At 62.9% G+C, this 15,238-nt stretch carries 7 protein-coding genes and 2 pseudogenes; 2 read left to right on the top strand and 7 right to left on the bottom strand.

What is annotated here, in order from left to right:
* Positions 1-106: 106 nt before the first annotated feature.
* The 3 genes from ybaK to PW843_09075 form a co-directional block, all read right to left on the bottom strand.
* Positions 107-592, bottom strand: coding sequence for a Cys-tRNA(Pro) deacylase (gene ybaK, locus PW843_09085; protein MDE1146760.1), 486 nt, complete (start codon positions 590-592; stop codon positions 107-109).
* A 37-nt stretch (positions 593-629) separates the two neighbouring features.
* The gene (locus PW843_09080; GenBank protein ID MDE1146759.1) at positions 630-1,673 is read right to left on the bottom strand and encodes an alpha/beta hydrolase; all 1,044 of its coding nucleotides are present in this window, start codon (positions 1,671-1,673) and stop codon (positions 630-632) included.
* Positions 1,674-1,737: 64 nt separating this feature from the next.
* A complete protein-coding gene (locus PW843_09075; protein ID MDE1146758.1) occupies positions 1,738-2,982 on the bottom strand; it encodes an MFS transporter in 1,245 nt (414 codons plus the stop codon).
* A gap of 231 nt (positions 2,983-3,213) precedes the next feature.
* Here PW843_09075 and asnB point away from each other — a divergent pair, with 231 nt between their 5' ends.
* On the top strand, positions 3,214-5,133 hold the full coding sequence (gene asnB / locus PW843_09070; protein MDE1146757.1) for an asparagine synthase (glutamine-hydrolyzing): 1,920 nt from the start codon (positions 3,214-3,216) through the stop codon (positions 5,131-5,133).
* 10 nt (positions 5,134-5,143) lie between these two features.
* Here asnB and PW843_09065 read toward each other — a convergent pair.
* Positions 5,144-6,158: pseudogene (locus PW843_09065) on the bottom strand (NAD-dependent epimerase).
* A 204-nt stretch (positions 6,159-6,362) separates the two neighbouring features.
* On the opposite strand from PW843_09065, the gene PW843_09060 reads away from it, so the two are divergent.
* Positions 6,363-6,605 (top strand): hypothetical protein, encoded by a 243-nt coding sequence (locus PW843_09060; protein MDE1146756.1) that lies wholly within the window; start codon positions 6,363-6,365, stop codon positions 6,603-6,605.
* Positions 6,606-6,649: 44 nt separating this feature from the next.
* Here PW843_09060 and PW843_09055 read toward each other — a convergent pair whose 3' ends face one another.
* From PW843_09055 to PW843_09045, 3 genes and pseudogenes are all read right to left on the bottom strand, one after another.
* Complete coding sequence (locus PW843_09055) at positions 6,650-9,280, bottom strand: hypothetical protein (protein MDE1146755.1); 2,631 nt, start codon at positions 9,278-9,280, stop codon at positions 6,650-6,652.
* Complete coding sequence (locus tag PW843_09050; GenBank protein ID MDE1146754.1) at positions 9,277-11,889, bottom strand: hypothetical protein; 2,613 nt, start codon at positions 11,887-11,889, stop codon at positions 9,277-9,279. Before PW843_09050 ends, PW843_09055 begins: the two co-directional genes overlap by 4 nt.
* Before the next feature lie 252 nt (positions 11,890-12,141).
* A pseudogene (locus PW843_09045) lies at positions 12,142-15,218 on the bottom strand (multidrug efflux RND transporter permease subunit).
* Positions 15,219-15,238: the final 20 nt, after the last annotated feature.

Genomic DNA, 15,238 nt, shown 5'->3' with positions numbered 1-15,238 from the left:
GGGGAGCCGCAGGCGGACTGAAATGCGAGGAAGCCAAGCCGGCGGATGCCGGCGCCCGGCGCCTGAGCGGCGGCATTTGAACGTAACCGTTCAAATGCCGTGCGTATCAGACGATAATATCCGCCCATACGGCATCCGCCGCCTTCACCAAGTCGGCGGGCGCCAGGGCCAGTTGCAGGCCGCGCCGGCCGCCGTTGACGATGATCTCGGCATGCGCCTCGGCGGAGCGGTCCAGGAAGGTGGGCAGCCAGCGGCGCTGGCCCAGCGGGCTGATCCCGCCCACGACATAACCGCTGCTGCGTTCGGCGGCGGCCTGCGGCGCCAGGTCGGCCTTCTTGGCCTTGGCGCTGGCGGCCATGGCCTTCAGGTCCAGCCGCGCGCCGGCGGGGATGATGGCGCAGACCAGGCCGCCGGGCCCGCCCTCCAACTGGCACACCAGGGTCTTGTAGACCAGGGCGGGGTCCAAGCCCAGGGCCTCCGCCGCCGCCAGGCCGATGGCGGCGGCGTTGGGGTCGTAATCATATTCCAGCAGGCGGTAGGCCAGGCCCGCCGCCTCCACCATGCGCACCGCCGGTGTTCCCTTGGTCGCCATAATTCCTTGGTCCCCTTCATTCCGGGGACCGAGGGTATCAGATGCCCGCACCGTCGATGAAATTGTAAATGTCGAACGATGCCAGGCCCTTGGCGATATCGGCGACGGCCTTCTGCGCCTGGGGCAGGCGGCCGCCCAGGGTGATGAAGCCGTGCACCATGTCGGGATAGACGGTGTGCAGCACCGGCACGCCGGCCCCGGCCAGGCGGGCGGCGTAGTCGCGCCCCTCATCCCGCAAGATGTCCAGTCCGGCGGTCAGGACCACGGCGGGCGGCAATCCCGCCAGGCTGTCGGCCAGCAGGGGCGACAGGCGCCAGTCGTTGCGGTCGGCGCCGGCGGCGTAGTTGTCGACGTACCAGAGGTATTGCTCCCGGCTCATCAGATAGCCGTTGGCGCGGCGCTGGTGGGACGGGCGGTCGGCGTTCAGGTCGGTGCAGGGATAGATCAGCACCTGGGTCTTCAGGTGCGGCCCGCCGGCGTCCCGCGCCTTGAGGGCCAGCACGGCCGCCAGGTTGGCGCCGGCGCTGTCGCCCGCCACGCCGATGGCCAGCGGGTCGATGGCCAGGCGCTCGGCATTGTCGGCCAGCCAGGTCAGCGCCGCCCAGGAATCGTCCAAGGCGGCGGGGTAGGGGTGTTCCGGCGCCAGGCGGTAATCCACCGCCACGATGGTGTGGCCCGATGCCGCGGCCAACTGGCGGCACAGGATGTCATGGCTTTCCAGGTTGCCGATGGTCCAGCCGCCGCCGTGCAGGAACAGCAGGGCGGGCACCGGCCGCCAGCCGAAATTGGCGCGGTAGACGCGCACCCGCAACGGCCCGGCCGGCCCGCCGATGATCTGGTCCATGACCGAGGCGATGCCCGGCGCCTCCGGCGCCAGCGGCCGGCGGCTGGTCACGTAGCCGTTGCGCAGGCTGTCCAGCGGCACGTCGCGGTAATTGGGCGCGCCCAGTTCACGCAGCAGGGCCGCGACCTCCGGCGTCACGTCGTCGGGGACGGGGAACGAATCGTCTTCCGGCCGGCTGTCGGCGGGGCTGGCGGCCATGGCATCCTCATAGCACAGGAAATTACTGTCGGATGCCATTATTGGCGACGTCATATACGCAAGTCAACTTGTAATATTACATAAATAACACAGATAATATGTTCTATTGGGCGCGCCGCATGGCCAGGCCCACGGCGTTCAGGACCAGGGCCGCCAGCAGGGTGCCCACGAACAGGGTGATGCCGGTCCATTCCCACTCATGCCAGAAATAGCCGCCGGTGGTACCGGCCAGGGTGGAGCCCATGTAATAGGCGAACAGGTACAGGGACGACGCCTGGCCGCGATGCTGCTTCGCGCGCTGGCCGATCCAGCCCGACGCCACCGAATGCACGCCGAAGAAGGCGAAGGTGAACAGGCCCAGGCCGACGGCCAGGGTGTCCAGCCGGGTGATGTCCATGATCGCCAGACCGGCCGCCATCAGGACGCTGGAGGCCACCAGCACCCGGCCGGTGCCGAACCGCCCCGTCAGCCCGCCGAACAGGGGGGAACTGACGATGCCGAAGATGTAGACCAGGAACAGCACGGCCACGGTGGCGGGCGGCAGGCTCAAGGGCGGGGCCTGCAGGCGGAATCCCACATAGTTGAACACGGTGACGAAGGCGCCCATGGCCAGGAAACCGGTGGCGAACAGGGCCAGCAGGCCGCCGTCCGACAAATGCAGGCGCCAGGCCTCGATGAGGCCGGCCAGGAATCCGCCCTCGCGCTGGTGGAAATGGCGCGACGGCGGCAGGGCGACGGCCACGGTGATGGCGCCGGCGATGCCGACGGCACCCACCAGGCCCACCGCCACCCGCCAGTTGGAGAAATCGGTGATCAGCACCGTCAGGATGCGCCCACCCATGCCGCCCATGGCCGTGCCGCCGATATACAGCCCCATGGTCAGCCCGGCGGATTTCGGGTTCACCTCTTCCGAGACATAGGCCATGGCCACGGCCGGCAGGCCGCCCAGCGCCAGGCCCGCCAGGGCGCGCAGCACCAGGAACAGGGTCCAGGTGGGTGCGCATGCGCTGGCCAGGCCCAGCCCGCCCGACAGCGCCAATGAGGCCACCATCACCCCCTTGCGCCCCGAGCGGTCGGACAGGGCCCCGGCCAGCAGCAGGGCGAAGGCCAGCGCCGCCGTGGTGACGGACAGCGACAGGCTGGCCATGGGCGGGGTGATGGCGTAGGCGCGGGCGAAGTCCGGCAGCAGCGGCTGCACGCAGTACAACGTGGCGAAGGTGGAGAAACCGGCCACGAACAGCACCGCCGTCACCCGGCGATAGGCCGCCGTGCCTACCTCCAGGAAGGGGATGCCGTCGCTGGCCGGCTGTGGGGCCGGGGAAATGGCCGCGGGCGTGTCGCTGGGCATGCCGGGGGTCCTGAAAGCCAAACTGCGCCGCCTTTGTCGCAGGAAGGTTCCCGGCCCCGGAAGGCCCAATGCCGCATGGCACCATTTCCGGATACCCGCCCGGGGGCGGTCGTAAACCCGTCCTGGTGTGCAGGTGGACGATATTTCACACCGCCTGGTAGCGCAATTCGCTGGCATCGGCGGGGCTCCGCCCTGTATTCCTGGCGGGACCTGGAATAACAGGGCGGAACCATGTGCGGCATTGCGGGGCTTTGGGTATTCGGGGGCGCGGACGGCACGCGATTGGCGCGGCAGGCGGGCCTGATGATCGATCGCCTGGCCCATCGCGGCCCCGACGACCGGGGGGTATGGCAGGACGACCGCGCCGGCGTGGCCCTGGCCAACCGCCGCCTCGCCATCATCGACCTGTCGCCCCTGGGCCATCAGCCCATGACCTCGACCGACGGCCGGGTCACCGTCGCCTTCAATGGCGAGATCTACAATTACCAGGATTTGCGCCAGCAGCTGACGACCGAGGGCGTGACCTTCCGGGGCCAGTCCGATACCGAGGTACTGGTGGAGGCGATATCCCGCTGGGGCATGGACCGTGCGCTGGCCGCCTGCAACGGCATGTTCGGCCTGGCCGTCTGGCTGGCCGAACAGCGCCGGCTGGTGCTGGTGCGCGACCGGCTGGGGGAAAAGCCGCTCTATTGGGCCACGGCCAACGGCGCCCTGCTGTTCGCCTCAGAACTGAAGGCGGTGCGGGCCGAACTGGGGTATCACGCCGCCCCGGACGAGGCGGCGCTGGCCGACTATTTCCGCCACGGCTTCATTCCGGCGCCGCGCACCGCCTTCACCGGCATCCACCAGTTGCCGCCCGGCACCATGATGACGGTGGAGGCCGACGGCAGTTCGCAGACCCGCGCCTACTGGTCGGTGGCCGACGCCGGCCGCCGGGCCATGGCCAACCGCCTGATGCTGGGGGATGAGGAAATCCTGCGCCTGTCGCGCGACCTGCTGTCCGACGCGGTGCGCCGGCGCATGGTGTCGGATGTGCCGCTGGGCGTGTTCCTGTCGGGCGGCATCGACAGCGCCCTGGTCGCCGCCCTGATGCAGGCGCACAGCACGGCGCCGGTGCGCAGCTTCACCATCGGCTTCGATGAGGCGGCCTTCGACGAGTCGGCGGCGGCCGAGGCCACGGCGCGGGCGCTGGGCACCGACCATACCACCCTGCGCATCACCCAGGCGGACGTGCTGGACATCGTGCCCACCCTGGCCGGCATGTATGACGAGCCCTTCGCCGATGTCTCGGCCATCCCCACCGCCCTGCTGTGCCGCCTGGCCCGCCGCCAGGGCGGCGTCACCGTGGCGCTGTCGGGCGACGGCGGGGATGAGGCCTTCGCCGGCTATTCCCGCCATTTGTGGGCGGGTTCCATCGACCGCTGGCGCCGGCACCCCATCTGGCTGCGCCAGGGGCTGGCCGCCGCGGTCGATGCCGTGCCCGACGCTTGGGTCGATGGCGCCGTCCACCTGTTGCGGCCGGAGTTGCGGCAGCCGACCGACAAGGTGGGCAAGTTCCTGGGCGCGGTGGCCGCCTCGGACGAGGATCACGCCTATGTCGCCATGCTGGGCATGCGGGCGGACGATATCCTCCATTCCGGCATGATGCTGGAAACCGCCGCGCCTGTGGCCCTGCCCAAGGGCGCGGACCCGGCCTTGCGCCTGCAGATGCGCGATCTGTCCCGCTATCTGCCCGACGGCGTTCTGGTCAAGGTGGACCGCGCCAGCATGGCGGCGGGGCTGGAGGCGCGGGCGCCGCTGCTGGACCCCCGCGTGGTGGAATGGGGGCTGCGCCTGCCGGAAAAGCAGCGGGTGCGCGACGGCCGGGGCAAGTGGGTGCTGCGCCGCCTGCTGGCCGACCACCTGCCGGCCGGCACGGTCATGGCGCCCAAGAACGGCTTCGGCGCCCCCCTGGGCAACTGGTTGGCCGGCCCCTTGCGCGACTGGGGCCAGGATTTGCTGGACGGGGCCGCCAACGACCTCCTGATCCAGGCGCCGGTGGCCCACCGGCTGTGGCAGGAACATCTGGACGGCCGGCACGATCACGCCAGCCGGCTGTGGACCGTGCTGTCCTACCTGGCCTGGCGGCGCATGGTGGCGCAGCCGGTGTGATGGGGGTGGTTCAGACCGCCCGGTATTCCCGGAACCACTCCACGAACCGCCCCACGCCTTCCTCCACCGGGGTCTGGGGGGCGTAGCCGATGGCGTCGGCCAGGTCGTCGATGTCGGCCCAGGTGGCCGGCAGTTCGCCCGGCTGGATGGGCAGCAGGCGGATGTCGGCCGGCTGGCCCAGTTTTTCCTCCAGCAGGCGGACGTACCGCATCAGTTCCACCGGGCGGTCGCTGCCGACGTTGAAGATGCGGTAGGGGGCCACACCGCTGCTGGCGGGGTCCGGGCTGTCGCCCGACCAGGCGGGGTCACGGGCGGGCGGCCGGTCCAGCAGGCCCAGGATGGCCGCGACCACGTCGTCGATATAGGTGAAGTCGCGCTGCATGCGCCCCTCGCCATAGACTTCGATGGGGCGGCCGTCGACGATGGCCTGCGCGAACTTGAACAGGGCCATGTCCGGCCGGCCCCAGGGGCCGTTAGACCGTGAACAGGCGCAGGCCCGTCACCGGAAGGCCGAACAGATGGCTGTAGGAATGGGCCATCAGTTCGTTGGCGCGTTTGGTGGCGGCGTACAGCGTCGTCGGGTGGTCGGCACCCTTGTGCGGGCTGAACGGCAGGGCCGTGCTGGCGCCGTAGACCGAACTGGTGGAGGCGAAGATCAGATGGGCGGCCGCACTGCCGCGGCATCCCTCCAGCACATTGGCGAAACCGACCAGATTGCTGTCCACATAGGCCGCCGGCGCCTCCATGCTATAGCGCACGCCGGCCTGGGCGCCCAGATGCACCACCTGGCCGAAGCCGTGGTCGCGGAACAGGGCGGCCACCGCGTCGCGGTCGGCCAGGTCGATGCGCGCCTCGGTGAACGACGGGAATTCCGCCAGGCGGGCCAGCCGCGCCCGCTTCAGCCCCACGTCGTAATAGTCGTTCAGATTGTCCAGCCCCACGACCGGCACGCCCCGGCGCAACAGGGCCAGCGCCACATGGTTGCCGATGAACCCGGCACTGCCGGTGACCAGTACGGGAGACATGGGGGAACGGGCTTCCTGGCGGGGGATGAAGGGATGCGGTCCCAAGCGATTGGGATACCAACCTGAATACGCCCTGCCTACCACGTCCGCCAACGGCGCGCGACCTTCGCTTGGGGTGGGCGTGGGGCCTGCCATCCGGATAGGGCCCAAGCGGCACGGAGTTTGCGTTAACGGCATGTGTACAGCCTACGCACGGGTGCCGCCATGGACGACATTACCTATTACGATGCCGAGGAAATCCGCCAGAAATTGGAACGCGCGGCCGATGAACTGGATGCCGCCGGCGATCCCATTTTGGCTCGCAGATTGCGAGAAATTGTCGATCTGGATCGCGCGGGGGATGGTGCGCCCGCCGTGCGCCTGCGGGAAACCGATGCCGCGAAGGTGCCCTCGCGCGGACGCGGCTGGATACCCACCGTCGTCATCGGCGGTAACCAGGGGAAGTAGCGTAAGCCTGGCCCTCTCCCGGGGGAGCGCACCTGACAGGCGCATTACGCATCACGTAGGTCAACAAGCCGGTGAGCCCGGCGAAAGAGATCAACACCGTTTGTCCGGATTTGATCAATCCAGGCCGTCGCCGCCACGCGCGACACACCATGGCAACGTATTGCTGCTTCACGCACCAAGTGATGCTCGGCAAGAATGGTGGTGGGCATGATGGCCGGATCGTCGGTGTTCAGGCATATCGTGATCGGGCCATTGCGCAGTCCGAACCGGTTGAACTTTCCTCCAGGGGCGAGGGTGCCCGGGTCCGGCGGGTTCCAGCGAAATAACGGATGCGCATCGTATCCTGGGAGTTTCGCGATGTAGAGATTGGAGGTCGGACACGCCTCAATGACGATGCCTTTCGCATCGATAAGAGTCATCAGGTGGTCTTGTATGGCGGTGATAAGATCCAGTTCGTCCTGGCTGACGTAATCGACCAGTTCACCCAGCGTCCGCCCGCTTTCCCCGACACGGTTAAGTCGGATGCGCACCTGTTCTTGACCCCGCTGTGGCCCGGTGTCGGCATCGTGTGGGTTGAGGTAGCGTCGATACTCGGCGAATTCGGGGTGTTTCTGAAGATCCGGGACCTCCACTAGGTCTGGGGTCCAATAGATTGCGTCGTTGAGATTGGCATCGACGGCTTCGCCTAGCAGGCCGCGCGGGCAGTTTCTTCTCAGCCGCCAGGCGCGGTGCAAGGTCTCGAAGCTTGGTGGTTCATGGCCATGCAACTCATACAAGAAGAGATCAAGCCGACGGCGCAAATGAGGAAGCAAACGCGTGGCGATCTCTACCTTGGGGGCTAGGTGGGTGGCGTAATGCCAAAGCCAGACCATGTTGTCCACGTGCGCCTGCAAGGGGATGATCGCGATGCCCTGCCGTTTCGCCCAGCTTCGGGGGTCCAATCCCAGAGCAAGGCCATGACCGATACGGTCGTCGGTGCCAAGGCCACAGAACTCGACCGTTTCTTCCATGTGGCGCAGGCCGGAAACAAGGTGGCTGAAATCTTCACCGGCATGAATGCTGAAGAAACGCTTTGCGCAAACGCGGGTTTGGCCGCCAATGGTTTGAACGATGGGTTTGTCGCGTAGCCAGCGGAAGGCTGGTGCGAACACCTCCACCGGCATACAGGTTTCGTCACCGGCGATATCGAAACTGCGAATCCAACTGGTGATATTTTGCCGGATAGGGCCGCCGGTGGGGTGGTCCGCCGTTTCCCAGATGACGTTCGCCAACGCCGTTCTGAGTTTCTGGGCGACGTCCCTGGCTCGGTCGCGTTCCCGTCCGAAACGGATGGCCAAGTGTGGCGTGGTGCTGCTTTTCGGGGAAATGGCGCTGCGAATAAAATGGAGGGATAGATGGTATCGCTGCCAACCGTGTTGCGTCGGGTTTAGGAACGTGCCGACTCCGCTCGCTTCTTTTGCCGTTGCTTTTGCATGAGCGCTTAATTGGGTGCTCAACTGGCGTATTTTTTTTGGATGGGGCGGAGCGATCTTGGCATCGATCATATCCATGCCGTTGCCCAGCAAAGCCCGCCACTGATCCTTGGCGATAAAACTCCGCCCCCGGTACCGCATGGGATTTCGATAATATTCAACAAAAGTTCGAAGCCCAGCACCTGAGACGATGATGCAGGAGCGAAGGATATGGAAAGAATGTATGAACGCCAGGATAGATCGGTGCAGGCGCCATTCGCCTTGGTCTATTGCGGTGTGCAGGTAGAGTGCCAGAATGGCGAAAGTTTGCAGTGACTTGGCGGCGTTATCCATTCTTGCCGCACGCGCAACTCCCAGCGCCAGCTGTTGCGGAATGGATAAGGTGCTGGTGTTGGAGAGCCGCTCTTCAAAAAGCCTTGGCCATATGATCCGACGACCTTCCCATAAACCCCGGCGTTGTTCATCTGCAAGTTCCGAGAGGTCGGGCTTGAGCTGCATGCTAGCATATTCAAGAATATATCGAGCGCTCGCGCAAAACAGACGTTCTTGAAGCCGGAAATCGGAAGCGCTGCCTATTCCCAAGGTCGGGTCGAAGGCGATCTTGATGTCTGGATCGGACTTGTCGGGATAGAATAACAGTCCGGCCAAGGGGTGGGCGGTGATGCCGATGCCATATAAATGGACATGGTTATCGGCATGGGGACGGTCGGGATCCCCCAACGGCATCGCCAACGGGCTTTGCCGCTCCAACCCTGTGTCGAGGGTCGCGACATCCAGTTCTTCCTTGCACAGATGGTGCACATGGCGGGTCGCTATTAGGAAGATGGGATCGATGCTCCGTACCAAGTCACAGTAATTTTCCAGATGCTGGGCACGCACCTCATAGTGTCCACCCATGTGTTCCAAATATGTGAACGCAAGGTCCGCCAGGATGCCGTGCGGGCCCGCCGCGCCCAGGTCATATAGGCCATCGGGGCGCTTGGCCTTGTGCCACAAATCGCCGACGACGTCCTCGACATCATCCTGGCGCAGGACGTCGGCATGCGGCCGAAAAACGGTCGCAACCAAAGTACCGCGCACCTGCTTGTCGTTTATCGCCGGGTCGCCCTCGGCAAGTAGAAGTTGGGCCAGCAATCGGGCAAACGCCAGGGATCGAAGGAAGGCGATCCGCGGCGCTTGTTCCAGGATCGGCATGGCGCTCATTGCATGTCCAGGAGTAGGTGCAGAAGTTCCTCCAATCGGCCTGCGGCAGTCATGATAGATCTAATTTTCCAAGCTTCTCCGCCAATATACATTATTTGACTGGCTATCTGTTCTGATCTTCCAGTCACTTTATTGGCATTACTTCTTATCGCATCAATTATCATATCGGCGGTAATATTAGTATCGTTGCCATTTGGCGCGCCAGAAATCTTAATTCTTTCATGCAAGTTTTTTCCAAAAATACTACGCAATATTCTAGTATTAATTATCTTGTCTTCTTTGCTGAGATTATTAGCCGTATTTCTCAAGGAGTATAAATTAAAAACGAATGGCTTTTTTTCAGATCTATCATTTTTATTATCTTTCATTGTTGACCGACTCGATGCACTGGTGAGAGAGATTTCCTTGAGGGGCGGCATGTCTTCGAACAGCGGATGCGTGGAAATGGCGCCGACGAAAGTGTCTTCCACGGGATTTAGGAGCGGCACAATGTTCAGGTTCCATGCCGCAGCGGAACGGTAGTGGTTGAGTTCTCCGAGCGCGAAGTTCTCCAGCGCCAAGGCGTTTTTGTCATTCTCAAAGCTGGCGAAAGCATTCATCAGGATCAGCTTTAGTCGAAGATTCTGGTCATGGAGTGTGTCCGCAATAGCGGTCGTTGAATCGAGAGGTGCCTTGTATAAGTTAATCTGGCTAAAAAACTTGTTGATAACCTTATAGATTAGTTGTGCAGAGGGCGGCCGTTTCGCTAGCATGGGATGCCTTTCGTACCAGGTGCTGACGCGAACAAGCCATTTTTCTTCAAAGTCGCCTGTAGTTAATACGCCGGTGTTATGGTCATCCGCTGACGCCGCATCGTCCTCATCCTGTTCCGAAGATTCAATGTTGAGGTTGGTCGTCTGGGTCGGGTGGAAATAGAAATAGGAATAATAAGGAGGAGATTCCAAGATGGACCGCAGGTTCTTCTGATCAATCATCCCGAGGAGATGGGATATGATCATTTCGAGGGGGCGGCCAAAGAACAGAAGGTTCGCTGTCTGGTAGCTGGTATAATATCCCGAGTGTGTATAAAGCCGCATCATGAAGCGGGTGCCGGCATCGGTGCCGGGGATCGCAAATTTCCGCCAGTCGGCTTTCCGAATGAAAAGGTCGCGGGAAATCGTTTCAAAGGCCGGCATCGGTAACAGCGTGCGCGGCAAGGCGCCGCTCTGAATGTCGGCAAGGCTTTTCAGCAGGCGTGCGCGAAGGATAGCGGCTTGCGCGTCCAAGCTGTAGTTGGCGACGGTTTGGTCCTGCTGGCGCGGATCGAAAAACGCCACATCGGAAAGGCGTGCCGGCGGCTGTGGGGCGAGCAACTGCACGTCCGCCTGCGCGCGGATGTACAGTTCAGGCATGCTTTGATTGCGCCAATATTCATTCATGGCGTCGGCTAGGACGCGCCGTTTATCACGTGTGGTCCACGTTTTCTTGGACCATTCTTCTGACTTGATCGGTATGAGCTTTCGGCGATACAGGATAAGTAAAAGCTGCATGAGTTCGCGGGCTGTTTCAATTTCCACGGGAGGGCAGCTGCCCTCTACTCCATTTGCATTGAAGCTCAAGGCGTAGGCCAGCTGGCGCAGGAAATCGTTTAATTCAATTCCACCATCACCACATTCGATATGAATCGGTGCGTCATTCGTGTGTAGCAATTCCGGTATCGACTTGATGCGCACACGTTGATGCAGAGGCAGAACTTTCTTCAAGTATTCTCCTGCCAAGCCGCGGGCCATTGTCGGCAGGGCGGCGTTGCTCTTTTCGGACAAATCCGACGGCGTCAGCAGTTCCTTCCACGACAAGTTTCGCATTTCCGCGCTGATGCCAAGTTCCTTGGCAAAATGCGACATAACCAGTACTTCGTATTGCTTCAGATCTCCGCTGAGAATCGGAATGATCAGAGGACAGGCGAGATAACGACGCACCACCTCCAAAACCTTGAAGCCCCATTCTAAAGACATATCCACGTCATCGATCAGGATGACGAGAGCCTTGGCGGACAGGATCTCACAGGCGGCACGGAAAAAAAGGTTCAGGTTCAGTTCCAACTCGGCATGGTCACGCGTAGCCATGACGCGTTCTGCACCGAATACCTCGTTGCCAGAAAGCGTACCTCCTGCCTCCAATGCTTCAGCAACTTTTTCGAAAGTTTTCCAGAAACGATCCCCGGGACGCCCGTTCTGATGCTTGGAAACGATCCTATAGATTTGAGCAACGATGATATTGACGAAGCTGTCCGCACCATCCAGTAATGTCGGATCAATCGGGTTAAAGAAATAAAGGCTATCAGTTTGGTTAATATAATGTTCTTTCCATGATCTATTTAGGTTAAGCATGAATGCGGTCTTGCCAGAACCACGAGGTCCATTGACAAAAATGGCATTGTGAATACGAATTAACTCATCACTTGGGCTTGGAGTCAATGGTTGATTGCTCAAGAACTCATTGGCTTGCGATAGGCAGGACTCTAGACTTTGCATCACCTCATCATATGCCGTCTTTTGTAGACGGCTTTTAGCATCGAAGGAACGGGCTCGATCACCTAAAGTCACATCAATCGAAATTTTATTTTCCAAGATTTACCACCCTAAAACATTATTAGCCAACGCATGCATCCTTCGCTTTTTGCGATATGAGGGGAGGTCGCAAAGGTGGCGCAAGTTCCACGAGTATTTATGGCGAGATATAGGGGATTATATCAACCGATTTTTCCTTTCTTCGCTGGCTGGACCTTGATGGCAAAGGCATTTCCATCTCCCTTGGGGCGAACGAAAACGGCCGGGGACTGGCCCCGGCCGTTTCATGAAACGCATCACCTCGGACCGTTTTTACGCGACCTCGGCGATTTCCTTCAGACGCAGCGACTGGGCGGCGGCTTTGTGGTCCTTGGCGATCAGGGTGTAGACCGCCGGCAGCACGAACAGGGTGAACAGCGTGCCGATGGACATGCCGGTCACCACCACCAGGCCGATGGAGAAGCGGCTGGCCGCCCCCGCCCCCGACGCGGTCAGCAGCGGGAACAGGCCCACCACCATGGCGGCGGTGGTCATCAGGATGGGGCGCAGGCGCACGCGGGCGGCGTGCAGGATGGCGTCGCGCCGGTCCAGCCCTTCCTTCACCTGCATCTCGTTGGCGAATTCCACCAGCAGGATGCCATGCTTGGAAATCAGGCCGATCAGCGTCACCAGGCCGACCTGGGTGTAGATGTTGATGCTGGTGATGCCGATGAACAGGGGGATCAGCGCGCCACAGATGGACATGGGCACGCTGACCATGATGACCAGCGGGTCGCGCAGGCTTTCGAACTGGGCGGCCAGCACCAGGAAGATGACGATCAGCGCGAAGCCGAAGGTCGTGGCCAGCTGGTTGCCCTCCTGCACGAACTGCCGCGTCTGGCTCAGGTAGGAATGGCTGTAGCCGGCCGGCAGGTTCTTCACCTGGTCTTCCAGGAAGGCGACCGCCTCGCCCATGGACACGCCCGGCATGGGCACGGCCTGGAAGGTGGCGGAATTCATCTGGTTGTAGTGGGTCAGGGCGTTGGGGTCGGTGCCGTCCTCCAGCTTCAGGAAGGTGGACAGCGGCACCTGGTCGCCGGTGACGGAGGTGACGTAGAACCGCGTCAGCTTGTCCGGCGTCAGGCGGTCGATGCGCGGCACCTGGGGGATGACCTCGTACGACCGGCCCTGCAGGTTGAAGCGGTTGACGTAGTTCTCACCCACCATCAGGGCCAGGGTGTCGCCGATGGACGCCATGGTGACGCCCATCTCGTTGGCCTTGGACCGGTCGATGTGCACGCGCACCACGGGGGTGTTGTAGTCCAGGTCGCTGTCGACGATCAGGAACTTGTGGCTGGCATAGGCCGCCGTCTTGATCTTCTCCATCGTCTCATAGATGTCGGGGAAGCCGGCGGTGGAGTTCAGCACCATCTGCACCGGCAGGCCGCCGGTGGTGCCGGGCAGGGGCGGCAGGTTGAACACCAGCGCCTTGACGCCGGGCACCTGGCTGAAGGCGCCCTGCAAGGCCGCCAGCGATTGCTGCACCGGCCGGTCACGCTCATCCCACGGCTTCAGCAGCACGCCCGCGATACCCTGGGAGGTGCCGTTGGTGCCGCTGATCAGGAACCGTTCCCGCCCCTCGGGCAGGGTGCCGCCGGCGGCGTCCAGCTGCTGGGCGTAGTGCTGGGTATAGTCGATGTTGGCGTACTGCGGCCCCTTGAACAGGCTGAACAGGATGCCCTGGTCCTCTTCCGGGGCCAGTTCCGTGCGGCCGTGCAGGTACAGGTAGGGAATGCTGACCAGCACCACCGCCGCGAACAGCAGGGTGACGGGCCGATAGTCCAGCGACCGGGTCAGGCGCCGTTCGTAGAAGTTGGCCAGGCCGCCGAACACCCGGTCGATGGCGCGGGAGAAGCGGGTGTGGTCGCCGCCCTTGGGCATCAGCACCGACGCCATCATGGGTGACAGGGTCAAGGCCACGATGCCGGAGATGACGACCGCACCCGCCAGGGTGAAGGCGAACTCGCGGAACAATGATCCGGTGACGCCGCCCAGCAGGCCGATGGGGGCGTACACGGCGGCCAGCGTGATGGTCATGGCGATGACCGGTCCCGCGATCTCGCGCGCGCCCACCAATGCGGCCTGCACCGGCGTCTTGCCCTCTTCCAGGTGTCGATAGACGTTTTCCACCACCACGATGGCGTCGTCCACCACCAGGCCGATGGCCAGCACCATGGCCAGCAGGGTCAGCAGGTTCAGGCTGAACCCCGCCGCCAGCATCAGGCTGAAGGCGCCGATCAGGGACAGCGGGATGGTGACCACCGGGATCAGCACCGACCGCAGGGATCCTAGGAACAGGAAGATGACGACGATGACGATGCCGATGGCCTCGATCAGCGTGTGCTCCACCTCGCTGATTGAGGCGTTGATGAAGTTGGTGGCGTCATAGGCCACCTTCATCTCAATGGCGGGGGGCAGGTTGCGCTGGATTTCCGGCAGGATCTTGGTGCGGACGTCCTGCACCATCTGCAAGGGGTTGCCGGTGGGGGTGACCTGCACGCCGATGAACACGGCATTCAGGCCGCTGAACATGACGGCGCTGTTGGTGTTCTGGGCGCCCAGGGAGATGGACGCCACATCCTCCAGCCGCACCAGCGCCCCGCCGGACGACTTGACCACCATGCGGCGGAAATCCTCCACACTGGTCAGGTCGGTGTCGGCGGTGACGTTGGACACCGTGAACAGGCCCTTCACCTGGCCCGGCGCCGACTGCACGTTGTTGTTCTGCAGGGCGGTGGCGACGTCGCTGGCGGAAACGCCGCGCGCCGCCATGCGGGCCGGGTCCAGCCACAGGCGCATGGCGAAGGTCTGGCCGCCCAGGATGTCGGCCGAGGCCACGCCATCCACCGTCGCGATCAGCGGCTGCACCACCCGGGTGAGGTAGTCGGAGATGGCGGAGCCCTGAAGCTCCTTGGACGCGAAGCTCAGGTACATCACCGCTGTGGTGTCGCCGGTGGACTTGGTGATGACCGGGTCGTTGGCCTCTTTCGGGATCAGGTACTTGACCTGCTGCACCTTGGCCATGACGTCGGTCATGGCCTGGCTGGGGTCATAGTTCAGCTTGACGTAGACCGTGACCGTGCTCTGCCCCTGGATGGAGGTGGAGGTCATGTAGTCGATGCCGTCGGCGCTGGCCACCGCCTGTTCGATGGGGGTGGTGATGAACCCCTGCATCAGGTCGGCGGTGGCGCCCGGATAGGCCGTGGTGATGGCGATGGTGGTGGACGACAGCTTGGGATATACTGCCGGATGGGCAGCGTCGACAGCGACCGCAGGCCCACCAGCAGGATCAGCAGGCTGATCACCAGCGCCAGGATGGGCCGTTTCACGAATAGATCGGTGAATCTCATGACGATGGGTCCAATCCGAT

This window comes from Azospirillaceae bacterium, from assembly GCA_028283825.1.
Taxonomy (GTDB): Bacteria; Pseudomonadota; Alphaproteobacteria; order Azospirillales; family Azospirillaceae; genus Nitrospirillum.
Note: the sequence above shows the minus strand (reverse complement) of the source record. Positions and strands in the feature narration are given on the sequence as shown.

Coding starts and splice junctions, on each gene's coding strand:
- ybaK (MDE1146760.1), bottom strand. CDS start 592: ATGGCGACCAAGGGAACACCGGCGGTGCGCATGGTGGAGGCGGCGGGC.
- PW843_09055 (MDE1146755.1), bottom strand. CDS start 9,280: ATGAGCGCCATGCCGATCCTGGAACAAGCGCCGCGGATCGCCTTCCTT.
- PW843_09075 (MDE1146758.1), bottom strand. CDS start 2,982: ATGCCCAGCGACACGCCCGCGGCCATTTCCCCGGCCCCACAGCCGGCC.
- asnB (MDE1146757.1), top strand. CDS start 3,214: ATGTGCGGCATTGCGGGGCTTTGGGTATTCGGGGGCGCGGACGGCACG.
- PW843_09080 (MDE1146759.1), bottom strand. CDS start 1,673: ATGGCATCCGACAGTAATTTCCTGTGCTATGAGGATGCCATGGCCGCC.
- PW843_09060 (MDE1146756.1), top strand. CDS start 6,363: ATGGACGACATTACCTATTACGATGCCGAGGAAATCCGCCAGAAATTG.